At 67.9% G+C, this 25,443-nt stretch carries 20 protein-coding genes; 17 read left to right on the top strand and 3 right to left on the bottom strand.

The genetic code is table 11. The annotated features are described in order from the left end of the window. The first annotated feature begins 60 nt into the window (after window positions 1-60). The 15 genes from AC0662_RS35015 (at window position 61) to AC0662_RS34945 (ending at window position 18,005) form a co-directional block, all read left to right on the top strand. Window positions 61-1,329 carry an ABC transporter substrate-binding protein gene (locus AC0662_RS35015; RefSeq protein ID WP_478306061.1) on the top strand — a complete coding sequence of 423 codons (1,269 nt, stop codon included), beginning with the start codon at window positions 61-63 and terminating at the stop codon, window positions 1,327-1,329. Continuing rightward, window positions 1,326-2,195: a carbohydrate ABC transporter permease gene (locus AC0662_RS35010; RefSeq protein WP_478306059.1), complete on the top strand. Its 870-nt coding sequence runs from the start codon at window positions 1,326-1,328 to the stop codon at window positions 2,193-2,195. Before AC0662_RS35015 ends, AC0662_RS35010 begins: the two co-directional genes overlap by 4 nt. After that, window positions 2,192-3,070, top strand: coding sequence for a carbohydrate ABC transporter permease (locus tag AC0662_RS35005; RefSeq protein ID WP_452200637.1), 879 nt, complete (start codon window positions 2,192-2,194; stop codon window positions 3,068-3,070). Before AC0662_RS35010 ends, AC0662_RS35005 begins: the two co-directional genes overlap by 4 nt. Beyond that, window positions 3,067-4,986 (top strand): DUF8034 domain-containing protein, encoded by a 1,920-nt coding sequence (locus AC0662_RS35000; protein WP_478306057.1) that lies wholly within the window; start codon window positions 3,067-3,069, stop codon window positions 4,984-4,986. The genes AC0662_RS35005 and AC0662_RS35000 overlap by 4 nt, the downstream gene beginning before the upstream one ends. Before the next feature lie 8 nt (window positions 4,987-4,994). Continuing rightward, on the top strand, window positions 4,995-5,783 hold the full coding sequence (locus AC0662_RS34995) for an RraA family protein (protein ID WP_478306055.1): 789 nt from the start codon (window positions 4,995-4,997) through the stop codon (window positions 5,781-5,783). Window positions 5,784-5,806: 23 nt separating this feature from the next. Beyond that, window positions 5,807-7,669 (top strand): right-handed parallel beta-helix repeat-containing protein, encoded by a 1,863-nt coding sequence (locus tag AC0662_RS34990; protein ID WP_478306053.1) that lies wholly within the window; start codon window positions 5,807-5,809, stop codon window positions 7,667-7,669. A gap of 5 nt (window positions 7,670-7,674) precedes the next feature. Next, entirely contained in the window at window positions 7,675-9,507 is a 1,833-nt protein-coding gene (locus AC0662_RS34985; protein WP_478306051.1) for a right-handed parallel beta-helix repeat-containing protein, read from the top strand. A 16-nt stretch (window positions 9,508-9,523) separates the two neighbouring features. Beyond that, window positions 9,524-10,270 carry an SDR family NAD(P)-dependent oxidoreductase gene (locus AC0662_RS34980; protein ID WP_478306049.1) on the top strand — a complete coding sequence of 249 codons (747 nt, stop codon included), beginning with the start codon at window positions 9,524-9,526 and terminating at the stop codon, window positions 10,268-10,270. Beyond that, window positions 10,267-11,454 (top strand): CaiB/BaiF CoA transferase family protein, encoded by a 1,188-nt coding sequence (locus AC0662_RS34975; RefSeq protein ID WP_478306047.1) that lies wholly within the window; start codon window positions 10,267-10,269, stop codon window positions 11,452-11,454. Before AC0662_RS34980 ends, AC0662_RS34975 begins: the two co-directional genes overlap by 4 nt. Continuing rightward, window positions 11,451-12,542, top strand: a complete 1,092-nt coding sequence (locus AC0662_RS34970; protein ID WP_478306045.1) for a hypothetical protein — start codon at window positions 11,451-11,453, stop codon at window positions 12,540-12,542. Before AC0662_RS34975 ends, AC0662_RS34970 begins: the two co-directional genes overlap by 4 nt. Next, complete coding sequence (locus AC0662_RS34965) at window positions 12,535-13,308, top strand: enoyl-CoA hydratase/isomerase family protein (RefSeq protein ID WP_452200649.1); 774 nt, start codon at window positions 12,535-12,537, stop codon at window positions 13,306-13,308. Before AC0662_RS34970 ends, AC0662_RS34965 begins: the two co-directional genes overlap by 8 nt. Before the next feature lie 4 nt (window positions 13,309-13,312). After that, window positions 13,313-14,251, top strand: coding sequence for an MBL fold metallo-hydrolase (locus AC0662_RS34960; RefSeq protein WP_478306043.1), 939 nt, complete (start codon window positions 13,313-13,315; stop codon window positions 14,249-14,251). Between the two features lie 367 nt (window positions 14,252-14,618). Next, window positions 14,619-15,482: an ABC transporter permease gene (locus AC0662_RS34955; protein ID WP_452200653.1), complete on the top strand. Its 864-nt coding sequence runs from the start codon at window positions 14,619-14,621 to the stop codon at window positions 15,480-15,482. An 8-nt stretch (window positions 15,483-15,490) separates the two neighbouring features. After that, a complete protein-coding gene (locus tag AC0662_RS34950) occupies window positions 15,491-16,384 on the top strand; it encodes a carbohydrate ABC transporter permease (protein ID WP_452200654.1) in 894 nt (297 codons plus the stop codon). Window positions 16,385-16,388: 4 nt separating this feature from the next. Next, window positions 16,389-18,005, top strand: coding sequence for an extracellular solute-binding protein (locus AC0662_RS34945; protein WP_452200656.1), 1,617 nt, complete (start codon window positions 16,389-16,391; stop codon window positions 18,003-18,005). A gap of 57 nt (window positions 18,006-18,062) precedes the next feature. Here AC0662_RS34945 and AC0662_RS34940 read toward each other — a convergent pair whose 3' ends face one another. After that, complete coding sequence (locus AC0662_RS34940; protein WP_452200658.1) at window positions 18,063-19,286, bottom strand: SGNH/GDSL hydrolase family protein; 1,224 nt, start codon at window positions 19,284-19,286, stop codon at window positions 18,063-18,065. Window positions 19,287-19,497: 211 nt separating this feature from the next. Between AC0662_RS34940 and AC0662_RS34935 the strand changes: the two genes are divergently transcribed. Then, the gene (locus AC0662_RS34935) at window positions 19,498-20,340 is read left to right on the top strand and encodes an ATP-grasp domain-containing protein (protein ID WP_478306040.1); all 843 of its coding nucleotides are present in this window, start codon (window positions 19,498-19,500) and stop codon (window positions 20,338-20,340) included. After that, on the top strand, window positions 20,337-22,838 hold the full coding sequence (locus AC0662_RS34930; protein WP_478306038.1) for a DEAD/DEAH box helicase: 2,502 nt from the start codon (window positions 20,337-20,339) through the stop codon (window positions 22,836-22,838). Before AC0662_RS34935 ends, AC0662_RS34930 begins: the two co-directional genes overlap by 4 nt. On the opposite strand, the gene fabV is transcribed toward AC0662_RS34930, so the two are convergent. Together fabV and murA are read right to left on the bottom strand one after the other, a co-directional pair. Continuing rightward, window positions 22,825-23,997 carry an enoyl-[acyl-carrier-protein] reductase FabV gene (fabV, locus tag AC0662_RS34925; RefSeq protein WP_478306036.1) on the bottom strand — a complete coding sequence of 391 codons (1,173 nt, stop codon included), beginning with the start codon at window positions 23,995-23,997 and terminating at the stop codon, window positions 22,825-22,827. The two genes, AC0662_RS34930 and fabV, sit on opposite strands and share 14 nt — an antisense overlap. 2 nt (window positions 23,998-23,999) lie before the next feature. Next, window positions 24,000-25,286: a UDP-N-acetylglucosamine 1-carboxyvinyltransferase gene (gene murA, locus AC0662_RS34920; protein WP_452200662.1), complete on the bottom strand. Its 1,287-nt coding sequence runs from the start codon at window positions 25,284-25,286 to the stop codon at window positions 24,000-24,002. Between the last annotated feature and the right edge of the window lie 157 nt (window positions 25,287-25,443).

Below are 25,443 nucleotides of genomic sequence, written 5' to 3'. Positions count from 1 at the left end.
GTCACTCGATAACGACGCCCGGCCGCCCCCGACGCCGGGACGATGTGAGAGGACCTCGAAATGGCTCGTTCGGTACGCCGCAAGCTCGGCCTGCTGACCTCCGTTGTGATCCTGGTGGGCGCGGCGGGATGTGGTGGTGGCTTCAGCGACACCAAGGGCGCTGCTGGTGGCAGCACCGGCGAAGTACGCATGCTCGTCAACATCACCCCCAACCTCACGAAGAGTTACTGGGAAGGTCTGGTCAAGCCCTTCGAGGACGCCAACCCGGGTGTCGACGTGAAGATCGAGGCGCCGACCGGTTCCGGTGTGAAGGACACGTTGCCGCAGCTGCTCGCGGCCGGCAACGCGCCGGATGTCGTCGAGACGCTGATGGCCGACAAGGTGCTGGCCCCGCAGATGCTCGACCTGACCGGCGAGGCGTGGACCAAGGACACGCCGCTGGCCGAGCAGGCCGCGGTGGACGGCAAGGTCTACACCGTCGGTGTCGGCCAGCAGGCGCAGTCGCTGGTGTTCTACAACAAGGACGCGTTCGCCAAGGCCGGTATCACCGCGCCGCCGAAGGACCTGGACGAGCTGACCGCCGCCATGGGCAAGCTGAAGGCCGCCGGCTACCTGCCGCTGCAGACTGCCGGTGACTACGTGACCGGCCTGCAGTTGCTGCAGCTGAGCGACCCGTCGATCGCCACCGAGCACCCGGACTGGTACCAGAAGGTCAAGTCCAAGGAGCTCACCGTCGGCAAGACCATGCAGCCCCTGCTGGAGCGTTACCAGTCCTGGATCAAGAACGGGTACGTCGACAAGAACGCGCTCGGTCTGAAGGACGTCGGCGCGCAGACCAACTTCCTGTCCGGCAAGGCCGGCATGTACATCATGGGCAGCTGGTTCGTCCGGACCGCCGACGACGCGAAGCCGAAGTTCGACCTCGGCGTGTTCGCGGCGCCGCCGGCCGCCGGTCAGCCGTCGCCCGGCCCGCAGGGTGTCACGATGGCCGCGCCGTACATGGTGCTGAAGTCGACCAAGCAGCGGGACCTCTCGGTGAAGCTGGTGCAGTGGCTGGTCACCGACAAGGGTGCGGTGCAGAGCCAGCTCGCGCAGGACGGCAACTTCCGCAAGGGCTACACCGACAAGCTGTCGCCGCTCGGCAAGCAGGTGCAGGACATCCTCGACCAGGCGCCGAAGGGTGTCGCCCAGGGCGAGGGGTACGGCGCGAACACGCTGCCGCAGGGCTTCAACGGTGAGTGGAACAAGGCGGTCCAGAGCCTCTACACGGGGAAGAGTGCCAAGGACGTCGCCACCCGCATCGACAGCTGGATGGGCTCGAAATCGTGAGAGCCCGTCTGACGACCCTCAGTATGGTCGGCCCGGCCCTGGTGCTGTTCGTCGTCATGCTGGTCGTCCCGGTCGGTCTGTCGCTCTACCTGAGCCTGACCGACTGGGACGGCTACAGCGCGAATCCGGCGTTCGTCGGGCTGAAGAACTACGTCAGCCTGACGCACAGCGCCGAGGCCATCCGGGCCGGCTGGGTGACGCTGCTGATCGCCGCCGTCGGCACGGTCCTGCTCAGCTTCCTCGGACTCGGGTTCGCCCTGCTGGTGAATGGTGCGTCCCGGCTGAACTCGCTGTTCCGCATCGTGCTGTTCTACCCGCACGTGCTGAGCGCACTGGTCGTCGGCTTCCTCTGGAGCGCCGTCCTGGGTACGTCGGGAGTCGTCAACGGCTGGCTGACGTCCAAGGGCGCAGCGGTCCTGCCGTTCCTGTCCGACCCGAAGTGGGCGCTGGCGAGTCTGATCGCCGTACTGGTGTGGGCCGGGTTCGGTGTGAACGTGGTGCTGTACCTGGCGGGGCTGCAGACGGTGTCGAAGGACCTGCTCGAGGCGGCTCGTATTGACGGGGCGTCGAAGCGGCAGACGTTCTTCAACGTCACGCTTCCCGCACTGGCTCCTGTGGTGACGGTGAACCTGGTGCTGTCGCTGGTGACGCTGCTGAAGACGTACGACCTCGTGGTGTCGCTGACGGGAGGCGGTCCCGCTGGGTCCACGCAGACCGCGGCGTACCTCATCCTGTGGGACTCGTTCCACAACAACGCACTGGGCTTCGGCTCGGCGCAGAGCGTCGTACTGATGGTCATCACCGCCGGACTCGCTCTGACCGTCGCGCGGCTGCGAGCGCGCGCTGACCAAGGAGTGCAGGCATGAGCGCGCTCCGGATGCCCAGGGTGGCCACGTTGCAGTTCAAACCGGTACGCAGCAAGGGCTGGGGGCGCGTCGCGTTCATGGTCGTCGTCAGCGTGCTGATGCTGGTGCCGATGTACCTGCTGGTCGTCAGCGCGTTCAAGTCGCAGCAGGACATCCTGGCGCACCCGTTCTCGCTGTCACCGGACCAGATCACCACGGAGTACCTGAAGAAGGCCGCGACCAACCCCGACTTCAACATCCTCAAGGGGTACGCCGTCACGATCCTGTTCGTGGTCTCGGTGAACGTGCTGTCCGTGGCGCTCGCCGGCCCGGTCTCGTACGTGATCGCCCGGCGGAGCGAGAAGCGGTACCGGATGCTCCTGCTGCTGTTCGTGGCCGGAACGTTCATCCCGAGCCAGGTGCTGGTGATCCCGGTCGTCTACACGCTGAAGTTCCTCGGCCTGATGGGCACGATCCCCGGGTTCGTGCTGTTCGAGACCACGCTGACGCTGCCGTTCTCGATCTTCCTGTACGCCGGGTACATCATGACGATCCCGGCCAGCCTGGACGAGGCGGCCGCGGTCGACGGGGCCGGTAAGCACCGGGTGTTCTGGTCGATCGTGTTCCCGCTGATGAAGCCGGCCGTGGTGACGATGGTCATCCTGAACACGTTCTCGGTCTGGAACGACTTCGTGAACCCGCAGATCATCCTCGGCCCGGGCAGCGGTCTCTACACGGTCACCACCGGCGTGTACGCCGCGGTGAGCCAGTACTCCACCGACTACACGGTGGTCTTCCCGACGCTGCTGCTCGCGGTGGCTCCGTTGCTGGTGCTCTTCGTGCTGCTCCAGAAGCACGTGATCAGCGGCCTGACCGCGGGGGCGACCAAGGGATGAGCCAAGAGCCGATCATTGCCCAGACCCCGGTCGGTACGCCGCCCGCGTGGGCGATCATGCAACGCCGCCTGTTCGACGTGATGGACGAGGGCTGGTGGCTGTTCCGCGAGCGCTACTGCCTCCCGGACGGCAGCCTGCGGTACGCCGGTCCGATGCAGAGCCGCGACGGCGCGGACGACTTCTACGAGGCGTTCGTGAACTGGCCGGTGCTCTACCAGCTCGGTGGCGCGGACGACCTGATCGACGTGTCGAAGTGGCACTGGGAAGGCGTGACGCGACAGCTCACCGAGATGGGCTTCCTGGTCGACGAGTTCGAGCGCGGCTACGACTGGTTCCACATCGGCGAGTCGATGATCTTCTTCTACTCGCTGTGCGCGGCCGACCCGACCGACGAGGTGTTCCGCGAGCGCGCGTACCGGTTCGCGGAGCTGTACCTGCCGGAGTCGCCGGCCGGCAACTACGATCCGGTGCACCGGATCATCCGCGCCCCGCACAACGGCGCCGGTGGTCCACGCTGGGGCACCAACGACGAGTGGCACACGTTCGGCGCCAACCAGGCCAAGATGTCGCTGTTCGGTCTGCCGCTGGCCGGCGTACCGGGGATCAACGCCTGGGACGACCTGAAGGATCCGGCGAACGCGCGGCTGATGGGTGCGGAGATGATCCGCCGACTCGGTGCTGGTGACACCGCAGTCAACCTCGCGGCGACCACTCTGACCGCGAACGCCTGGCTCTACGACCACAGCGACCGGTTCGCCGCGTGGACGCTGGAGTACCTGGACGCGTGGGAGGAGCGGGCCAAGGCGAACGACGGCCTGCTGCCGGACAACGTCGGCCCGAACGGCATCGTCGGCGAGCTGCACGACGGACGCTGGTACGGCGGCAACTACGGCTGGAACTGGCCGCACGGTGTCTACAGCGTCGGCTCGGCCGCCTGCGTCGCCGCGCTGAACGGCGTCGTACTGACTGGTGACTCGAAGCGGCTGGACTTCGCTCGGCAGTTGCTGGACCACCTGTACGAGCGGGGGATCAGCGGTGCCGTCGACGAGACGGAGCTGAGCATCCGGGACCGTTGGGAAGCTGAGCTCGGCGAGGACTGTGCCAACCCGACGCTGCTGATCCCGAACCGGCACAACGACGAGGGCTGGTTCGACTACCAGCCCCCGCAGCTCGGACTGCCGATGTGGTTGTGGCAGGCCGCGTTCGAGTCGGGAGACCGGGACCGGTTGACGAAGCTGCGGGAGCGCAGCGGCTACGACTGGCGTACGGTCCGCGACTTCCGCAACAAGGAGGACGCCGGCCACGAGGCGCCCTGGCTCGCCTACCTGGCCGGGGACAACCCCAGCTACCCGGAGGAGATGCTGGGCGTTGCCCTGTCGCAGGTGCAGCGGCGGATGGACCTGATGGCCGTCGACACCGTCGACCCGGCCGAGATGAACATCCACCACTGGCAGCGACACAACCCGGTCGCCACCGAGGCCCTGCTCCAGCTGACCACCGGTACGCCGCAGCTGCTCTACAACGGCGGTCTGCTGCCGATGCGCGTCCTGTACCTCGACGCGGACCGCGGCCGCCCCGGACTGCCACCTGACGTCGCCGCACTGGTCGACACGGTGGAGCCGGACCGGACAGGACTGCAGCTGGTCAACCTGTCCGCTACCCAGACCCGCCGCGTGATCGTCCAGGCCGGCAGCTTCGGCACGGACCGCATCGACGAGGCCACGATCTCCACTGCGACAGGGGAGTACCCCGGCCCGTCACCGGCGTACACCTCGGTCCCGCCGACGCCGGGGACCCGGACGGTGGTTGTCGACAGCAACAGACTCGAAGTGACGATGCCGCCCGGCCGGACCATCCGGCTGGACCTGCGGCTGACCAGAGACACCTATCGCGCCCGCCATCTGGCGCTTGACTGAGGAGACATATGAGCAGCACGGAACAAGCCCCGGTGACGCCGGTCTGGGACCTGCCGGTGCGCGGCGAGAACCCGCCCGCATCGGATCCCGGACTGGTCGAGCGGCTGTCCGAGATCGGGTCGGCCACCGCCTGCGCCCGGTTGCACAACCAGGGCATCCGCCGGACCTTCGTCGACGGTCCGACCAGCATGTTCCCCGGCAAGAAGGTGGTCGGCCGCGCGCTGACCCTGCAGTTCATGCCGCAGCGTGAGGACATCGCCGACGGGCAGACCCAGGAGTACATCGAGCGCAGTACGGCGCTGTGGGCCGTGCTCGACGAGATCCAGCCCGGCGACGTCCTGGTGGTCCAGGCCTACGGCAGCCACACCACCGGCTGCTTCGGCGACATGCTGGTCCGCTACTTCAAGCTCCGTGGCGGGGCCGGCATCGTCGTCGACGGCCGGATCCGCGACGTACCCCGGGTGTCCGAGCTCGACGTACCGATCTGGTCGACCGGCGCCACCCCGCACTACGCGTCCCAGTCCGAACTGTTCCCGTGGGCGTACAACGTCCCGGTGGCGGTCGGCGGCGTCCTGACGCTGCCCGGTGACCTGGTGCTCGCCGACGACGACGGAGCCGTCGTCGTCCCCCGGCAGCGTGCGCAGTCCGTCGTCGACGCGGCGGCCGAGCACGACGCCTGGGAGAAGTTCAGCCGGCGCCGCATCGACGAGGGCGCCCCACTGCGTGACTACTACCCCCTGACCGAGAAGACCCGTCTCGAGTACGAGCGCTGGCGATCCGAGAACGGGAACCACTGACCCTCTGAGAGGACCCCGCCCACATGTCCAAAAGAACCAGGCGGACGGCGCTCAGCGCCGTCGCCGGGGTGGTCGCTGCTGCCCTGGTGACGGTAGCGGCCGTCCAGATGAACGCCCAGCCCGCAGGTGCCGTCGACTGCAAGACCTTCTGGGTCGCGCCGAACGGTGACGACGCCGCCAAGGGCACCACCGAAGACCAAGCGTGGAAGACGGTCACCCGGGCTCGCGACGAGATCCGGAACAAGCACCTCAACGACCGGATGAACTGCGACATCACGGTCAACCTGAAGGCCGGCGAGTACCCGGTCACGTCGAGTATCGACTTCGACCAGCAGGACTCCGGGCAGAACGGCCACCGGGTCATCTACCGCAGCGTCGACGGCCCCGGGAAGGCGAATCTCGAGGGCGCCGAGGAGCTCACCGGGTGGACGCCGTACAAGGACGGCATCTACAAGACGAGCTTCGACAAGACCAAGCCGTTCTACACGCTGTTCGAGGACGGCAAGCGCGCCACCAACGCCCGTTACCCGAACCGGGCCACCGACGACACCTGGGCGCCGTACCTGACGTCGATCCTCTACCAAGAGGACAAGATGGACGTCCACAACTGGCTGTGGGGCAAGCCGGGCGACTGGGACCCCACCTGGGACATGAGCCAGGCGTCGGTGACGATCTGGTCCGGTGGCTCGTGGTCGTGGTTCACCGACACCATTCCGCTGCTGGACACCAACTTCAAGAAGACCCAAACCACCCTGAAGTACTTCACGCGTTTCGCGATGGTCAACAGCCGCGGCGGTTCGCGCTACTACTTCCAGAACTCACTGAGCTTCCTGGACCAGCCGGGTGAGTACTACGTCGACTTCAAGGGCGGTGAGGTCTACTACAAGCCGCGCGCGGGCACCATGGACGGTGTCAAGGTGATGCGGCCGACGGTGAAGACCGTGCTGAACCTGGCCGGCAAGTCGCCACAGGACCGGCTCCACGACGTCACGTTCGACGGGCTCGGAGTGCAGTACTCCGACTTCGTCAGCTGGTACCGCGTCGGCTGGAACGCGCCGGGCGACTCGGGCGTCGAGCACAAGTACCCGGAGTACGACCGGCAGATCGAGCTGCCCCGCGACCAGTTCGGTGCGATCACGCTGACCAACACCAGCCGCATCGACCTCAGCCGGATGCACATCTCCGACACCGGATACACCGGCGTCTTCATGCTGTACGCGAACGACCACACCAGGATCACCGACAGCCTGCTGGAGAACATCGGCAACGACGGCATCAAGGTCGAGGGCGGCTGGCCGGGGGAAGGCGACCTGACCAACCACCACACGTTCTCGAACCTGTTCATCGACCACATCGGTGAGCTGGTCCCGGGTGACGCGGCCGGCATCGAGCTGATGGACACCGGCAGCAACACGGTGACGAACGTCGAGGTCAAGCACAGCGCCCGCTACGGCATCAGCCTCGAGTCGCGGCCGGAGGTGCAGGACCCGGACCAGTACGAGAGCGGCAACACGTTCAAGTACATCAAGCTCGAGGAGATGGGCCTGGACTCCGGCGACATGGGTGCGTTCTACACCTACGGCGTCGACAACCAGGAGCCACACCCGATCCAGAACACCGTCGATCAGATGGTGATCGGTGACGTCATCCCGGACCCGTCGATGCCAGACGCGGGTGGTACCCGCGGCGTGCACATGGACGCCGGCGGCTGTGGGTTCGCGATTAGCAACGTGCAGGTCGGCAAGGTGACCGACCAGAAGTACCAGGCCTACAAGTGCAACACGGTCAGCAACGTGGACTGGGAGGCCGGCTTCGACACCTCGAAGATGGAGTACGACAAGATCGGCGTGCTGCCCACGTTCCCGTACGACGTCAAGGGGCGGTGACGCGGATGAGGCTCCTTGGCGGAGTGGTCATCGGAGTCACGCTGGCAATAGTAGGTGCGGGCACGGCCCTCGGAGCCGGCCCGAAGAACGAGGCCACCCGGTGTGACGCGCTGTGGGTCGCACCGGACGGCAACGACCAGAGTCCGGGCACGGAGAAGAAGCCCTGGAAGACGGTCGAGCACGCCCGCGACACCCTGCGGATGCGCGGCCACGCCGGCTGTACGGCGGTGGTGAACCTGAAGGCCGGCACCTACCAGGTCGACAACACGATCACCTTCGACGACCGCGACTCCAACGTGACGTACCGGAGCGTGGACGGGCCGGGCAAAGCCGTCTTCGAGGCGGGGCGGGAGGTCAGCGGCTGGACGCCGTACAAGGACGGAATCTTCAAGGCGCCGGTCGACGTCAGCCAGCCCTTCTACAGCCTGTACGCCGAAGGCAAGCGCGCCACCACCGCCCGGTACCCGAACCGGGAGTCGGACGAGAAGTGGGCGCCGTACCTGAAGTCGATCCTGTTCGACTCGACCAAGGAAGCGGTGCACGACCAGCTCGGGTTCAACACGGGTGACATCGACCCGTCGTGGGACCTGCGGCTCGGGACGAACTGGCCCGCGCAGGTGACCGTCTGGTCGGGCGGCTCGTGGTCGTGGTTCACCGACACGATCCCGATGCTCGACATCAACTTCACCAAGAAGCGGACCACGCTGGTCTACCCGGCGCGATACGGCTTCATCAACTCCGGTGGCGGCTCCCGCTACTACGTCCAGAACTCGCTGAGCCTGCTCGACCAGGCCGGTGAGTACTACCTGGACTACCCGGCGAAGACGCTGTACTACAAGCCGGCCGGCGGCACCATGGACGGTGTGAAGGTCTACCGGCCGACGCAGACGCAGGTGTTCTCGATCGAGGGCGCGTCCGTGAACCGGCGGGTGGAGAACCTGACGCTCGACGGCCTGACCATCCAGCACACCGACTTCATGGACTGGTACCGGTACGGCTGGAACGGCACGGGTGACTCCGGGGTCAAGCACAAGTACCCGAAGTACGACACCCAGATCGAGATGCCGCGGAACCAGTGGGGTGCGATCACCCTGACCAACACCCGCGGGGTGAAGCTGACCGGACTGCACATCCAGCAGACCGGGTTCACCGCGATCGAGCTGTTGTTCGCGAACGAGAAGACCACGGTCTCGGACAGTCTGCTCGAGCACATCGGCAACGACGGCATCAAGGTCGAGGGCGGGTATCCGGGTGAAGGCGACGTTGCCCATGGCAACACGTTCACCAACAACTACATCCACCACATCGGCGAACTGGTGCCCGGTGACTCGGCCGGCGTCGAGATCATGAACAGCGGCGGCAACGAGGTCAGTCACACCGTCGTCGAACACGGCGCGCGGTACGGCATCAGCATCGAGTCCCGTCCGGAGATCCCGAACGCGGACAACTACACCGGTGGCAACACCGTGCATCACGTGCGGCTGTCCCACCTGGCGCAGGACAGCGGTGACACCGGTCCGTTCTACGCGTACGGCGTCCGCAACCAGCCGCCGTACACGCCGGACGCGCAGGTGTCGCAGATGATCATCGACGACGCGAACGCCGACCCGTCGATGCCGGACGCGAAGCCGTACGGCGTGCACATGGACTTCGGCGGCTGCGGGTTCGCGTTCTCGAACATCAAGGTGTCGAACACCGAGAGCGACCCGTACCACGGGCCGTCCGCGGGACCGTGCGACACCTTCGCGAACGTCAGCTGGGAAGCCGGGTTCGACGATTCCGCGATGCAGTACGACCAGATCGGCGTACTGCCGTCCTTCCCCTACGAGAAGCCCTGAGAGTTCTGAGAGTTCTATGGATACCGAGAGGTTCTCGGGCAAGGTCGCGCTGATCACCGGAGGCGGCTCCGGGATCGGCGCGGCCGGCGCCCGCCGTTTCGCCGCCGAGGGCGGCACCGTAGTGGTCTGTGACCGCTCCTTCGCCGCGGCCGAGAAGGTCGCGGCGGAGGTCGGCGGCACGGCCTACGAGCTGGACGTCACCGACCTGGACCGGACGCTGGAGGTCGTCGCGTCGCTGGAACGTGTCGACGTGCTGGTCAGTGCGGCCGGTGTGGACGTCTGCGACACCGTGCCGAACACGTCACCCGACGAGTGGCGGACGATTCTGGACGTCGACCTGACCGGCGTCTACAACTCGTGCCGGGCCGTGCTGCCGCGCTTCTTCGAGCAGGGCGGTGGCGCGATCGTGACGATCTCGTCGGCGATCGGCACGGTCGGGGAGCGGAACAGATCGGCGTACTGCGCGGCGAAGGCCGGTGTGGAGAACCTGACCCGCGCGATGGCGCTGGACCACGGCCGGGCCGGCGTCCGGGCGAACTGCGTGGCGCCCGGGCTGATCGACACGCCACTGATCCGCAACGGCAAGGTCGGCGGCGCGGACGATCCGGGCGCGATGCAGGCGATGGTCGACCGGCACCACGCGCTCGGCCGGATCGGCCGTCCGGAGGAGGTCGCCGCGGCGATTGCGTTCCTGGCCAGTGACGATGCGTCGTTCATCACCGGCGCGGTGCTGCCGGTCGACGCGGGATGGACGGCGCAATGAAGATCCTGGGTGGATACCGGGTCCTGGACCTGTCCGTGGCGATGGCCGGGCCGCTGGCCGCTATGCGGCTCGGCGACCTCGGCGCCGACGTGGTCAAGGTCGAGCCGGTGTCGGGTGAGTGGCAGCGGCACACGTCCGCGGGCGGTGCAGCCGGGAACGAGGTCAACGCGTCGTTCCTGTCGCTGAACCGCAACAAGCGCAGTCTGGCCGTGGACCTCAAGTCCGACGAGGGCCGCGAGCTCCTGTACGAGCTGGTCCGCACTGCCGACGTGTTCCTGCAGAACTACCGGCCTGGCGTGGCTGCCCGGCTGGGCGTCGACTACGAGACCCTGCGCGCGCTGAAGCCGTCGCTGGTCTACGTCTCCATCTCCGGGTACGGCGAGAGCGGTCCGTACTCCGATTGGCCCGGACAGGACCTGCTGGTGCAGGCCATGAGCGGTGCGCTGTTCAGCTCCGGTCGACCGGACGAGCCGCCGGTCGCTGCGCCGTACTTCCTGGCCGACGCGGTCACGGCGTACAGCGCGTTCGAAGGAGTGCTGGCCGCGCTGCTGCACCGTGAGCGGACTGGTGAAGGTCAGCTGGTCCAGGTGAACATGCTGGACGCTGTGATTGCTTTGCAGATGCAGGAGCTGTCGGTGCACACCGTCGGTGGAGTGCCCCAGACACGGTCCGAGGAGGTCCACGCGCACAGCTACATCAGAGCGCCGTACGGGATCTTCACGACGGCGGATGGGTACATCTCGCTGGCGTTCGCCAACCTGCCGGTGCTGGCTGAGGTGCTGGACGCTCCACAGCTCGCCGGTCTGGACGCGGAGCGGGACGGGTTCGCCCGCCGCGACGAGATCGCCGCTGCGGTGTCGACGGCCCTGCTGCGCGAGACAACGGAGCACTGGCTGCTGAAGCTGCGTGAGCGCGGCGTCTGGTGCGGTCCGGTGCTGTCGTACGACGATCTGCGCACTGATCCGCAGGTGATGCACAACGAGTCGTTCGTGACCTACGAGCACCCGACAGAAGGCACGGTGACAACGCCTGGGTTCCCGTACCGCTTCAGCCGGACGCCGGCCGAAGTCGACCGACCGGCGCCGCTGGTCGGTGAGCACACCGATGAGCTGCTGGCCGAGCTCGGACTGTCGCCGGCGAAGCGACAGGCCCTGTTCGACCAGGGCTCGGTGGTATCGCCGTGACGGTGCTCTTACACGGCCTCACCTGGGACCACCCGCGGGGCTATCGACCGCTGGCCGACTTCTCGTACCCAGGTGTCGAGGTGCAGTGGGACCGGCAGCCGCTGTCGGGCTTCGAGTCCACTCCGCTGGAGGAGTTGGCCAGTCGCTACGACCTGCTCGTCATCGACCACCCGGGGCTCGGTGCGGCGATCGAGGCCGGGGCACTGCTGCCGGTCGAGGACGTCTTCTCGGCGGACGACCTGGCGACGTGGCAGTCGCGGGCAGTGCCGCCGACGTGGGACAGCTATCGGCTGGAGGGGCACGGGTGGGCGCTCCCACTCGACGCTGCGACGCAGACGTGCCTCTACCGGCCGGACCGGTTGGCTAAGCCGCCAGCGTCCTGGTCCGACGTGCTGGAGCAGTCCGGTGTAGTGCTCTGCATCGCTGGGCCGCATGCCGGTCTGATGTTGCTGGGTATGGCAGGAGACCGCTCTGGCGAGCACCTCCTCGACCAGAAGCGTGCTGTGGGAGCGCTGGAGTTGCTGCGTGCTGTCTGGTCGCGGAGTGAGCAGGCGTTCGCCGAGCTCGACCCGATCGGCATCCACGAGCTGATGGGTACGGGCGACCTCGTGTGCTGCCCGCTGGTCTACAGCTACGCCTACTACGGTCAGCCGACCGCTGACCGGGCCGCCTTGGCGTGGTCTGCCGCGCCTCGGCTGTTCGCTGGAGACTCGGTGGGCAACGGCACACTCGGTGGGACCGGGCTGGCCGTGACGCCGCGGGCCTACTCGAAGGTTCTCGCGGTCACAAAGTACGCGCGCGGCCTGCTCGACGTACGGACGCAGCTGGATCTGGTGTCCGCGGTCGGTGGGCAGTCCGCGACCACGGCGGTCTGGGAGTCGCCGGCGGTCGACGCGGCCTGGAACGGGCACTACTCCGCGACGCTCGAAACGGTACGGGCGTCGTACGTCCGGCCGCGGTTCGACGGGTGGATCGGGTTCCAGGACGAGCTGTCCGAGCGGGTGCGCGAGTTGCTGGACAACGACGACGATCCGGCCGCCGCGGTGGACCGGATCGAGGACGACTACCGGAAGGTGCGCGATGGATGACGGCCGGATCCGCTTCGAGACCGACGGGTACGTCGGCCTGCTGACCCTCGACCGTCCCGCGAAACTGAACGCGGCCACCCGGTCGATGAGCACCGAACTGCTCGAGCTGATCCCGCGCATCGACGAGGACCCGTCGATCCGTGCGGTCGTGGTGACCGGGGCCGGCGAGCGCGCGTTCTCGGTCGGCAGCGACATCAGCGAACTCGACCGGTACGACGGCCCGTGGCACTTCCGGAACCGCCGCGACTATTGCGACGCCCTGCGCTCGCTGCGCACTCCGGTGATCGCCGCGGTCAACGGTTACGCGTACGGCGGCGGGCTGGAGCTGGCATTGTCGTGCGACATCCGGCTGGCCTCGTCGACAGCGAGTTTCGCGGCGGCAGAGATCAAGCTCGGCTGGATCGGCGGTGGGGGAGTGACGGCGCTGCTCGCGGCCTCGGTGCCGGCCAGTGACGCGGCGACGATGCTGCTGACCGGTGACCCGATCGATGCCGTCGAGGCGCTGCGGATCGGGCTGGTGAGCAAGATCGTGGCCGCCGACGAGTTGTTGCCCGTCGCAACCGAACTCGCACACCGGATCGCCGCCCGGCCGCCGGTCGCGGCCGCCGCCGCCAAGGCGAACCTGCGGGCGGCCTGGTCGATGGGGCTGGAGGCGGCGATCCAGTACGAGCGCGAGCTGCAGGCAGTTGCCCTGGGCACCCGGGACGCGACCGAGGGACGGGCGGCGTTCGCGGAACGGCGTACCGGAAACTTCGAGGGACGGTGACGATATGGCGACCGAGATCGCTCCCGGGATCCATCAGCTCGCGACGGACTATCCGCACGTGTGCGGGCTGCCGCTCTGGCTGCATGTGATCGACGCGGGATCCGAACTGGTGCTGCTGGACGCGGGGATCGCGTCGACCCCGGAGTCCACGACGGCACCGGAGCTGGCGGCGCTCGGACTCGGGCTGTCGGATCTGACGTTGGTCGTGAACAGTCACGCGCATCCCGATCACATGGGCGGGAACGCCGTACTGCAGAAGCACAGTGGGGCGCGGTTCGCGGCGCCGGCGTTGGAGGCCGGGTGGCTCGAGGACAACGAGCGGTTGCTGGCCGAGCTGTGGGGTTCGGACCCGGACGCGCTGGATCTGACCGAGGCCGAGCGCTCCGAGTTGCTCGAGATGCTCGACGACCGGGTCCGCATCGACGTCCTGCTGCGCGACGGGGATCGGCTGCCCGGCGAGCGAGGTCTGCAGGTGATCACGACGAGCGGCCACAGCCCGGGGCACATCGCTGTGCTCGACGAACCTTCGCGAACACTTTTCACTTTCGACGACGTACAGGGGCGGGGACGGCCGTACCTCGACAGCTCGGTCTGGCTCGCGCCGCTGTACACCGACGTCGTGCGGTATACCAACGGATTGCGCCGGCTCCTCGAGTTGGACTTCGACGCGCTCGTCCCGTCGCACGGCGACGCCCTGGACGCGACCGCCGGGCGCCGGCAGATCGAGGAGAGCCTCGCCTGGGTCGACGACGTGAACACCCTGACCGCGGACCTGTTGCGAGCGAAAGGTTCGCTGACTGTCCGTGACCTGGCCGATGCTATCGGCACCGACCTCGGCGCCTACGGCGGCGTGAACCTGCAGACCGTCCGGATGGCCCGGGCGCATCTCGAACATCTGGCCCAACAGGGTGCTGCAGAGCCCCGCTGGCACCACCGGGGCTGAACCGCCGAACCTGTCGATTTCCTGTCGAACCGGTTCAAACCAGTCGAACTTCCGGAAGACACTGCCGATTCCCGCGAGACGCACCGCGCGGAGCTGCGCGACCCCCCAAGACGCGACAATATCGAACAAAGGGGAACGGAAAGCGCTCTCCCTTGGAGGGCGTCGGCAACCATCATGGGAGTCTCGCGTGGCTCGAACAGAGGCAATTTCCGGTCTCCGGACCGGCCGGTCCACATCGGAGGAAGACACCGCCCAGCCGGGATCCGGTCCACCGGGTTCGGCTACGGACAGTAGGTCCGGCCGGCGTTCGGGAGGGAAGCCGCTGTCCTGGTGGGCGCGCGCCCGCCGGGACAAGGTGCTGCTGCTGATGGCCCTGCCCGGGCTGGTGCTGCTGCTGGTGTTCCACTACCTGCCGCTGCTCGGGAACCTGATCGCGTTCCAGGAGTACCTGCCGTTCGTGCCGCTCGGCCGCAGCGCGTGGGTCGGGCTGGACAACTTCTCGGTCATCTTCAACGGTGATGCCGAGTTCCTCAACGCGCTGAAGAACACGCTGCTGATCACCATCGTCCAGGTGATCTTCGTGTTCCCGGCGCCGATCGCGCTCGCGCTGCTGCTCAACAGCCTGCTGTCGGAGCGGATCAAGCGGGTCGTGCAGTCGGTGCTGTACCTGCCGCACTTCCTGTCCTGGGTGATCGTGATCGCGATCTTCCAGCAGATCCTCGGCGGCAGCGGACTGATCAACAACTTCCTGCGCTCGCACGGGATGAACACCATCGACTTCCTCGGAAACCCGGACGGGTTCATCGCGCTGCTCACCAGCCAGGTGATCTGGAAGGACACCGGGTGGGGGACGATCCTGTTCCTGGCCGCGCTGACGCAGATCGATCCGGGGCTGTACGAGGCCGCGCGCGTCGACGGTGCCTCGCGGTGGCGGCAGCTGTGGCACGTCACGGTGCCCGGCATCCGCAGCCTGATCATCCTGCTGCTGATCCTGCGGCTCGGCGACTCGCTGACCGTCGGTTTCGAGCAGATCATCCTGCAGCAGAACCTGGTCGGCAGACCAGCCAGTGAAGTACTCGACACGTACGTCTACAACAACGGCGTACTAGCAGGCCAATGGGGAGTCTCAGCGGCCGTTGGGTTGGTCAAGGGTCTGTTCGGCGTCGCCCTGGTGATCGGCGCCAACAAGGTCGCACACATCTTCGGTGAGTCTGGGGTGTACCAGAAATGACGACGAATATGAGTGTGCAGAAAGGCATCGACGACGCTCCTGGGATGCCGTCGCGGGCGTTGAAGGGTGTCGTACTGCTGGTGTGTTGCGCGATCGTCATCATCCCGTTCATCGGGGTGATCTCGACCAGCATCGCGAGTCAGGAGCACGTCACGAACTCCGGTGGGTTCGTGCTCTGGCCGGACGCGTTCAACCTGGACGCGTACAAGTCCATCTTCAACGGTGGTGTGGTGCAGCGGGCGCTGGTGATCAGTGTCGTGATCGCCGCCGGCGGCACGCTGATCAGCCTGGCCGGGTCCACGATGCTGGCGTACGCGCTCAGCCGGTCCGGCTCGTTCGGGCAGCGGCCGATCCTGCTGATCGTGTTGTTCAGCCTGCTGTTCAGCCCGGGCCTGATCCCGAACTACCTGGTGGTGAAGGAGTTCGGGCTGCTCGACTCGTTGCTGGCGCTGATCCTGCCGACGGCGATCAGCGGCTTCAACGTGATCGTGCTGCGGTCGTTCTTCATGAGTATCCCGGACTCGGTCCTGGACTCGGCCCGGATCGACGGGGCCGGCGACTTCCGGATCTTCTGGTCGGTCGTGCTGCCGTTGTCCAAGGCGGTGCTCGCGGTCGTCGGGTTGTTCTACGCGGTCGGGTACTGGAACGCGTTCTTCAACGCGATGCTCTACATCAACGACACCGCGAAGTGGCCGTTGCAGCTGGTCCTGCGGACGTACGTCATCAACAACACCGAGCTGAGCAGTGGTGACCTCGGTGGTGCCGGGGCGGATCAGCTGCCGCCGCAGGAGTCGATTCAGATGGCGATCCTGGTCGTGTCGCTGGTACCGATCCTGATCGTCTATCCGTTCCTGCAGCGGCACTTCGCCAAGGGCATGATGACCGGCGCGGTGAAGGGGTAACGACATGACGATCAGCAGAAGAAGACTCCTCGGCGGATCGATCGCCGCGATGGCGACGGCCGGTGGTCTCAGCGGGTGCTCCACGGTGACCCGCTCCGACGACATCGCGGCGCTGAACAAGCCGGTCGCGTTGCCGACGTACAAGAGGTTCGAGGGACCGAAGCCGGACCTGCCGCGGAGCCATCCGTTGATGCCGGACTGCTTCTACAAGTTCCCGGCGGATCCGACGAAGGTGACCGACGGGCCACCGGGCAACGGCGTCGCGGTCACGGGCTCGGCGCCGACGTCGAACCCGATCCCGCCGACGGCGGACCGCAACCCGTACTGGCAGGAGCTGAACAAGCGGCTCGGCGCGCCGCTCGAGCTCAACATCACCTCGGCGGCCGACTACTCGAACAAGTTCGCCACCGCGGTCGCGGGTGACACGCTGGGCGATCTGTTCAACGTCGACGGTGGGTTCGCGTACCTGCCGCAGTTCCTCGAGGCGCGGGCGCAGGACCTGACGGAGTACCTGTCCGGCGACGCGATCCTCGACTACCCGTTCCTGGCGAACGCGCCGGCGGACTCGTGGCGGGGCTGTGTGTTCTCCGGCGGTATCCGGGCGGTGCCGATCCAGCGTGGCGTGATGTCGTCGAACACGCTGCTGGCCCGGCAGGACCTGCTCGATCAGCTCGGCGTCGAACTCGAGACGGCGAACGTCGACGAGCTGATGAAGGTGGCCGCGGCGGTCACCGACGGGAAGAAGAACCGGTGGGCGTTCGCCGTCCCGCCGGCGGCGGCGCTGAGCGCGATGCTCGGGCTGCCGAACGGCTGGGAGGTCCGCGACGGGCGCCTCGTCCACAGCCGGGAGGTCCCGGAGCACAAGCAGATGCTGTCGATCACCAAGCAGATGCAGGCGCAGGGCCTGATCCATCCGGACGGCATCGCGAAGGCCAACCAGAAGGTCTGGTTCACCCAGGGCTCCGCGGTCCTGACGCAGGACACGTACTCGTCGATCCAGAGCTTCTACCGGCGAGCGACGAACAAGGAGTTCAGCATCACGATCCCGGTGCCGCGCGGTCAGGACGGCAAGGTCGGGCGGGTGCTGCTCGGGTCGCCGAACAACTCGATCGCGGCGATCCGGCCGAGCTCGCCGGACCGGATCAAGACGTTGCTCGGGGTGCTGAACTGGTTCGCCGCGCCGTTCGGCACCGAGGAGTACCTGTTCCGCAAGTTCGGTCTGCCCGGCCGGCACTACACGCTGAACGGGACCGATCCGCAGCTGACGAAGGACGGCGGCAGCGAGGTGTGCCTGGGTGAGTTCCCGATCCAGTACCTCGCCGACGGTCCGTACCCGCTCTACTTCCCCGGTCACCCCGAGGCAGTGGACATGGCCCACAAGCACCTCAAGGAGGTTCTCCCGACCGCGATCCTGCCGCCGACGTACGGCCTGTACTCGTCGACGCAGTCCACCAAGGGCAAGATCCTCGACACCCGGATGGATGCCCTGACCAAGGACATCCAGCTCGGCCGCAAGGACATCAACTCCTGGGACGAGGCGGTGGCCGACTGGCGGAAGTCCGGTGGCGACGCCATCCGGGGCGAGCTGGAACAGGCGCTGTCGGTCCAAGGCAGGAAGTGAAGTGACCGCGTGCACCGCCTCTCGGGGCGGTGCGCGCGGTCAGCATTACTCGCAGTACTAGTTGCAGCGGAGGGTATCGAGGTCAGGCGCGGCACCCATCGCCGCGTTGCCGGCGTCGTTGGGGTGCAGACCGTCCCCACCGTCGTACGCCGCGGCGAGGCGCGACGGGTCGGCGGGATCGCGGGTCGCCGCGTCGAAGTCGACCACACCGTCGAAGTCAGGGCTGGTGCGGATGAAGGTGTTGACCGCCTGGCGGATCGCCTCCTTCTCAGGCGTGTAGACGAACGAGCTGCCCATCGGCGTCAGCGTCCCGCCGACGATGCACCGCCCGGACGCGTGCACCCGCTCGATCAGCTGGCGGTAGCCGGCGAGCAGTTGCTCCGTGGTGGCGCCGGCGTAGATGTCGTTGATCCCTTCCAGCACGAGCACCGTCCGTACGCCGGGCTTCGTCAGCACGTCCTTGTCCAGCCGGGCGAGCGCACTCGCGCCCGCGCTCCCGGCCTTCGCGACGCCGCCGAGGACACGGTTGCCCGAGATCCCCTCGTTGGAGATCGCCAGCCGGCGCGGCTCGGGCAGTTTCGCGTACCGGTCGGCGAGGACGTCCGGCCAGCGGCGGTTCGTGTCGATCGCCGTACCGACCGAGGACGTGATCGAGTCGCCGAGGGTGGCGACCGTCTCCACCTGTTGTGGTGCGTCGACGATCGCGGCGTTGACGAAGTACCAGGCCGAGGACTCGGTTTGGTACGCCGTACTCGTCTCGTCGTCGGCGTGATCGCCGGAAGTGGACTTGTAGCTGTGCTGCATGGAGCGGTTGTGGGCGGTGATGATGCCGGTGGTGCCGACGACGTGCAGGCTCACCGTCAGGCTCGTGGTGGCCGGGACGGTCCCGGGGAGTGGATCGCTGATCGCCATCGCGCCGGGCGGGATCGTCACCGTCGTACTGCCGCTGAACGTCAGCTGCCGGCTCGACCCCGCGACCACGCTCGCGCCGGAGTCCTGCCGGCCGACGTACACCGAGTCCGACACCAGCGGCTGGTCGCCGTTGGCGTTGGAGATCCGGATCCGCAGATCCTTCCCGCCGACGGAGGTCCGCACGACGTTCCGCACGGTCACGTCGTTCAGCGTCCCGCCGGCGATGTCGTCCGCCGCACCCCAGGTCGTCACCAGTCGCGACCCGGTCTCGGACGGTCCTGACGAAGCCGCGGAGTCCACCAGACCGCCCGCGCCCACCGCCACCACCAACAAACTCGCGCCGACCCGGCGCCAAGAAGAAGTCATCATGCCCATCAAGTCACCCCCGAATAGCCATGCGTGCAATCGTTTGCACTAGATCACGCGACGAACGGCCCATTCCCCGAGCCGAACGGTCGATCGGCAGCTCGACAGGACGTGTACGCCCACCGCCGCCACTCCCACGCCTGACGCCCGTCCCGATCCCCGCGCAGTGGCCGTATACGTACTGTCGACCTGCCGGTAGTGCGACGATCGGCCCATGCTCCTCGTCCCCGCCGACCCCCTGAACCCGCGCCGCGTCGACCCGCACTTCGCCGCCCAGGCCGGCGCGGCGCGCGAGTACGGCGTTCCGGTCGCCCGGATCGACCACGACGCGTTGGCCGACCCGGCCGCCGCGGTCGCGGGCGTGCCGGCGTCGGACGATGCCGTGTACCGCGGCTGGATGATGACGGCAACGGAGTACGACGGATTCGCGGCCGCGCTCGCCGCGCGCGGGGTCACGCTGCGAACGTCGGCGGCCGACTACCGCGCGGCGCACGAGCTGCCCGGTTGGTACGACACGCTGCGGGGGCTGACCCCGGATTCGGTTTGGACCGCGGGTGACGACGTCGACGAGCTGGTGCACGCGGCTGGGCAGTTGGGCCGTGGGCCGGCCGTGCTGCGGGACTACGTGAAGTCGATGAAGCACTACTGGCACGAGGCCGCCTACGTTCCGGACGTCGCCGACGGCAGCGGAGTCGAGCGGGTCGCCCGGCGGTTCCGGGAGTTGCGGGAGGACGCGTTCGCCGGCGGATTCGTGCTGCGCCGGTTCGAGGAGTTCGAGGGGGCCGAGGCGCGGACCTGGTGGGTCGATGGGCGGTGCGCGCTGGTCACGCCGCACCCGGACACGCCGGACGAGCTGCCGGACGGACTCGAGATCGCTGAGCTGGAAGCGGTCGTGCGCGGTCTCGGGTTGCCGTTCGTGACGGTTGACGTGGTCAGGCGGGCCGACGGAGCCTGGCGGGTGGTCGAGCTCGGGGACGGCCAGGTGAGCGACTGGCCCGCGTCGCAGGACCCGGCGGGGGTGGTGGATTGTCTGTTCGGGGACAATGGACCGCGATGACGCTGACTGACGGACTTTCCGGGACCACTGAGCCTGACGACCTGTTCGACGCCTTCCAGAGGTGGGTGGGGGAGCAGGGGATCTCGCTGTACCCGGCTCAGGAAGAGGCGTTGATCGAGGTGATGACGGGGTCGAACGTGATCCTGTCGACGCCGACCGGGTCGGGCAAGAGCCTGGTGGCGACCGGCGCGCACTTCGCGGCGCTGGCGAACGGGCAGCGGACGTTCTACACCGCGCCGATCAAGGCCCTGGTCTCGGAGAAGTTCTTCGCGCTGTGTGACGTGTTCGGCGCCGACAAGGTCGGGATGCTGACCGGTGACGCCTCCGTCAACGCGAGCGCCCCGATCATCTGCTGTACGGCGGAAGTCCTCGCCAACGTCGCCCTGCGCGAAGGGGACGCCGCCGACGTCGGTCAGGTGGTGATGGACGAGTTCCACTTCTACTCCGAGCCGGACCGCGGCTGGGCCTGGCAGGTCCCGCTCCTGGAGCTCCCGAAGGCGCAGTTCATCCTGATGTCCGCGACCCTCGGCGACGTCGAGCGGTTCAAGATCGACCTGTCCCGCCGCACGGGCCGCCCGACCGCGATCGTCGCGTCCGGCGAACGCCCGGTCCCGCTGATCTACAAGTACGTCACCACCGCGCTGCACGAGACCCTTGAGGAACTGCTCACCACCCACCAGGCCCCGGTGTACGTCGTGCACTTCACCCAGGCCGCCGCGCTCGAGCGGGCCCAGGCGCTGATGAGCATCAACGTCTCCTCGAAGGAGGAGAAGGAGAAGATCAAGGAGCTGATCGGCCACTTCCGGTTCAGCAAGGGGTTCGGGCGCACCCTGCAGCGATTGGTGCTGCACGGGATCGGCGTCCACCACGCCGGCATGCTCCCGAAGTACCGGCGGCTCGTCGAACAGCTCGCGCAGGCCGGTCTGCTCAAGGTCATCTGCGGCACCGACACCCTCGGCGTCGGCATCAACGTCCCGATCCGCACCGTCGTCCTGACCGCGTTGAGCAAGTACGACGGACGCCGCCAGCGGATCCTGAAGGCTCGGGAGTTCCACCAGATCGCCGGTCGCGCGGGCCGCGCCGGGTACGACACGTCGGGCACCGTCGTCGTCCAGGCGCCGGACCACGTCGTCGAGAACGTGAAGGCCCTGGCCAAGGCCGGTGACGACCCGAAGAAGCAGCGCAAGGTGCAGCGGAAGAAGCCGCCGGAAGGGTTCGTCACCTGGGGCGAGGAGACCTTCGACCGCTTGGTCGCGGCCGAGCCCGAGGCGCTGCAGTCCCGGATGCGGGTCAGCCACGCGATGCTGCTCAACGTCATCGCCCGCGACGGCAACGCCTTCGAGAGCATGCGGCAGCTGCTCCGCGACAACCACGAGGACTCCCGGGCGCAGGTCCGGCTGATCCGCCGCGCGATCCAGATCTACCGCACACTCGTCACCGCCGGCGTCGTCGAGCGGCTCGACGCACCGGACGAGAACGGCCGGATCCTGCGCCTGACGGTCGATCTGCAGAAGGACTTCAGCCTGAACCAGCCGCTGTCGACGTTCGCGCTGGCCGCGCTCGACCTGCTCGACCCGAACGACCCGGCGTACGCGCTGGACGTGGTCTCGATCATCGAGGCGACGCTGGAGGACCCGCGCGCGGTGCTCTGGGCGCAGGAGCACCACGCCAAGGGCGAGGCCGTGAACGCGATGAAGGCCGAGGGGATCGAGTACGAGGAGCGGATGGAGCTGCTCGAGGACGTCAGCTGGCCGAAGCCGCTCGAGGAGTTGCTGGAGGCAACCTTCGAGATGTACCGGCAGACGCACCCGTGGATCGCGGACGCCGGCCTGTCACCGAAGGCCGTCGTCCGGGACATGTTCGAGCGGGCGATGACGTTCGGCGAGTTCATCGGGTACTACGGACTCGCGCGCTCCGAAGGCATCGTGCTGCGGTACCTCAGCGACGCGTACAAGGCGCTGCGGCAGACGGTCCCGCCGGACAAGGCGAACGAGGATCTCGAGGACCTGATCGAGTGGCTCGGTGAGGTCGTGCGGCAGACGGACTCCAGCCTGCTCGACGAGTGGGAGGAGCTCACCAACCCGGCCACCGAGGAGACCGTCGAGGTCGTGCCGGCAGGTCCGCGCCGGATCACCTTGAACACCAGGGCGTTCCGCGTCCTGGTCCGGAACGCGATGTTCCGCCGGGTCGAGCTGCTCGCGCTGCACCGCTGGGCCGAGCTCGGTCAGCTCGACGGCGAGTCCGGCTGGGACGCCGCCCGCTGGGCCGAGGCCGGTACGGCGTACTACGCCGAACACGACGTGGTCGGGACCGGTCCGGCCGCCCGTGGTCCCGCACTGTTCCTGGTCGAGGAGCACCCGGGCTACTGGGAGGTCCAGCAGATCATCGACGACCCCGAAGGCAACCACGACTGGCGCCTCACCGCCACGGTCGACCTCGACGCCTCCGACGAAGCCGCCGAACTGGTCCTCGAACTGGTCTCGTTCAAGCCGTTGTAGGCCACTCCACGTCGACCTCGGTCTCGGCCGCGTAGTCCACACCCGGTACGTCGAAGCCGTAGAGCCGGCGTACCTCGGCGAGGAACCAGGCCGCGTCCGCGACCTCGGCGATGTTGTCCTGGGTCGCCGACTCCCACTGGGTGCGGACGGCGGACTGGACGTCGTCCGTCAGCTCCCAGCGGTCGAGGCGGATCCGGCCCTCGTCGTCGAGGTCGAGCGGGGCCTCACCGGTGAGCTGGTCCCACAGCGCGATCGACTGCTCGACCGGGGTCTGCAGGCCGGTCACCTTGTGCAGCAGGCTGACGTAGAGCCCGATGCCGGGGATCGCGGACGACGCCTGGGTGACGGCGGCACCGTTGACCGAGGTCATCGCGGTCACGCCGTCCTTCGCGAGATTCAGCGCGGTCTGCTCGAGATCCGCCTTGGCAGCGCCGATCGAGCCCTGCCGGTACAGCGGACCGGTCAGCTCCGAGCCGATGTAGGTCAGCGCGACCGTGTTGAAACCGGGCTTGAGCAGGTCGCGTTCCTGCAGCGCGGTGATCCACCGGGCCCAGTCCTCGCCGCCCATCACCTTCACGGTCTGCGCGATCTCGTCGTCGGTCGCGACGTCGATCCCGACCTCCTGCAGCACCGGCACACCGTCCTCGAACGCGAGGCTCTTCGTGGTGTGCGGAGCACCGATCGACTTCAACGCCGACTGGTACGTCGCGCCGTCGCGCGGGTCGACGCGGCGCGGCGCGGCGACGCTGTAGATCAGGTGGTCGATCCCGCCGAGCTGCTCGGCGATCAGATCGAGGACGTCGTCCTTCGTGGTGTCCGCGAACGCGTCGGCGTTCACGAACGTCCACGACCGCCCGAGCTCGGCGGCGAGCGCGGCGGTCTCCGCAGCGCGGTACCAGCCGGCGGTCGCCGTACGGCGGGCCGTCGCGGCCTTCTCGAACGAGATGCCGATGCCGTCGACGCCGTACCGGGCCAGGCCCGCGATCGTCGCGGCGAGGCCGTAGCCCGAGCTGGAGCCGACCACGAGGGCCGTGCGGCGTTCCGGCGTACGGGACTTGACCTGCTCGGCCATGTCGCGGACGACGCGGGCGCAGCCGGCCGGATGCGAGTCGAGGAACAGGAATCCACGGCCCAGGGGCTTGATCACACGCTGCGTCATCGTCAGTTCCAATACATCTCGGGGTCGTCAGCCTCGACGACGACGTCGGCACCGAGCCGCCGCAGGTTGCCGGCGAAGTCGGTGTAGCCGCGGTGCACGTGGTGTGCCGCGGACACCCGGGTCTCACCTTCGGCCGCGAGCCCGGCCAGCACCAGCGCGGCGCCCGCGCGAATGTCGGAGGCGACGACGGGTGCGCCGGACAGCCGCGGTACGCCGCGGACGACCGCGTGATGCCCGTCGGTCTGGATCTGCGCGCCCAGCCGGGTCAGCTCCTGCGCGAACGTGAACCGGCCCTCGAACAGGTTCTCGGTGACCATCGCCGCGCCGTCACTGAGCGCGTTCAGCGCGATCACGAAGGCCTGCAGGTCGGTGGCGAACCCGGGGTACGGCAGCGTCACGACGTCCACCGGCTTCGGCCGGTCGTGCATCCGGACCCGGAAACCGGGGTTCAGCACGGTGATCTCGGCGCCCGCCTTGTGCAGCTTGTCGAGCGGCAACTCCAGGTGCTCCGCGTGCCCGTTGACCACGGTGATGTCACCCTTGGTGATCGCGGCCGCGAACGCCCAGCTCCCGGATACGATCCGGTCCGGCACCACGACGTGGTCCACCGGGTTCAGCAGCCCGTCCACGCCGGTGATCTCGATCCGCGGCGAGCCGGCGCCGTCGATGTGCGCGCCCATCTCGACCAGCATCTGCGCGATGTCCTGGATCTCCGGCTCGCGGGCGGCGTTCTCGATGATCGTCGTACCCTTCGCGAGCACCGCGGCCATCATCAGCGTCTCGGTCGCGCCGACGCTCGGGAAGTCCAGCCAGACCTCGGCGCCGTGCAGGCCCTGCGGGGCCTCGGCGATCACGAAGCCGTGCTCGATGTGCACCTTCGCGCCCATCGATTCCAGGCCGGCGACGTGCATGTTCAGCCCGCGGGAGCCGATGTTGTCGCCGCCCGGCAGTGCGACCTCCGCCTGGCCGCAGCGGGCCAGCAGCGGCCCGAGCACCGAGATCGACGCCCGCAGCTTGCGCACCAGGTCGTAGTCGCACTGGTGCTTGACCGTCCCCGGTACGGCGATCGTCGCGAGCTGATTGTCCGCGTCCACCTTCACCGAACACCCGAGCGTGTCGAGCAGTTGCGCCATGAACGTGACGTCCAGAATGCCCGGCACCTGCCGCAGCGTCGTCGTGCCTTCCGCCAACAGCGCAGCCGCCATCAGCTTGAGCACACTGTTCTTCGCCCCGGCCACCTCGACAGTGCCGTCGAGCCGTGCCTCACCCGCGATCCGAAACCGTTCCACCGGTCGACTGTAGCGTCTGCGCCTCGACATATTGATTCGGGCAGCGGCGAGCAGGTGCTCGGCGGAGTGCAGCGCAAGGCGGAGAGCGAGGTGCGGAGTGGGGTTCTCCGTGCCTCGCTCTCCAACGCGGCGCTGTGCCCGCCGAGTGCCGCGCAGT

The sequence above is a fragment of the Kribbella sp. NPDC043289 genome (genome assembly GCF_056436705.1).
This window is presented reverse-complemented; position numbering and strand designations above follow the sequence as displayed.

Excerpts from the sequence above, each read along its gene's own strand:
- AC0662_RS34995 (WP_478306055.1), top strand. The coding sequence starts at position 4,995 with ATGAGCAGCACGGAACAAGCCCCGGTGACGCCGGTCTGGGACCTGCCG.
- AC0662_RS34965 (WP_452200649.1), top strand. The coding sequence starts at position 12,535 with ATGGATGACGGCCGGATCCGCTTCGAGACCGACGGGTACGTCGGCCTG.
- AC0662_RS34955 (WP_452200653.1), top strand. The coding sequence starts at position 14,619 with ATGGCCCTGCCCGGGCTGGTGCTGCTGCTGGTGTTCCACTACCTGCCG.
- AC0662_RS34990 (WP_478306053.1), top strand. The coding sequence starts at position 5,807 with ATGTCCAAAAGAACCAGGCGGACGGCGCTCAGCGCCGTCGCCGGGGTG.
- AC0662_RS35015 (WP_478306061.1), top strand. The coding sequence starts at position 61 with ATGGCTCGTTCGGTACGCCGCAAGCTCGGCCTGCTGACCTCCGTTGTG.
- AC0662_RS34940 (WP_452200658.1), bottom strand. The coding sequence starts at position 19,286 with ATGATGACTTCTTCTTGGCGCCGGGTCGGCGCGAGTTTGTTGGTGGTG.
- AC0662_RS34945 (WP_452200656.1), top strand. The coding sequence starts at position 16,389 with ATGACGATCAGCAGAAGAAGACTCCTCGGCGGATCGATCGCCGCGATG.
- AC0662_RS35000 (WP_478306057.1), top strand. The coding sequence starts at position 3,067 with ATGAGCCAAGAGCCGATCATTGCCCAGACCCCGGTCGGTACGCCGCCC.
- fabV (WP_478306036.1), bottom strand. The coding sequence starts at position 23,997 with ATGACGCAGCGTGTGATCAAGCCCCTGGGCCGTGGATTCCTGTTCCTC.
- AC0662_RS34985 (WP_478306051.1), top strand. The coding sequence starts at position 7,675 with ATGAGGCTCCTTGGCGGAGTGGTCATCGGAGTCACGCTGGCAATAGTA.
- AC0662_RS34980 (WP_478306049.1), top strand. The coding sequence starts at position 9,524 with ATGGATACCGAGAGGTTCTCGGGCAAGGTCGCGCTGATCACCGGAGGC.
- AC0662_RS34935 (WP_478306040.1), top strand. The coding sequence starts at position 19,498 with ATGCTCCTCGTCCCCGCCGACCCCCTGAACCCGCGCCGCGTCGACCCG.
- AC0662_RS34960 (WP_478306043.1), top strand. The coding sequence starts at position 13,313 with ATGGCGACCGAGATCGCTCCCGGGATCCATCAGCTCGCGACGGACTAT.
- AC0662_RS34930 (WP_478306038.1), top strand. The coding sequence starts at position 20,337 with ATGACGCTGACTGACGGACTTTCCGGGACCACTGAGCCTGACGACCTG.
- AC0662_RS35005 (WP_452200637.1), top strand. The coding sequence starts at position 2,192 with ATGAGCGCGCTCCGGATGCCCAGGGTGGCCACGTTGCAGTTCAAACCG.
- AC0662_RS34950 (WP_452200654.1), top strand. The coding sequence starts at position 15,491 with ATGAGTGTGCAGAAAGGCATCGACGACGCTCCTGGGATGCCGTCGCGG.
- AC0662_RS34975 (WP_478306047.1), top strand. The coding sequence starts at position 10,267 with ATGAAGATCCTGGGTGGATACCGGGTCCTGGACCTGTCCGTGGCGATG.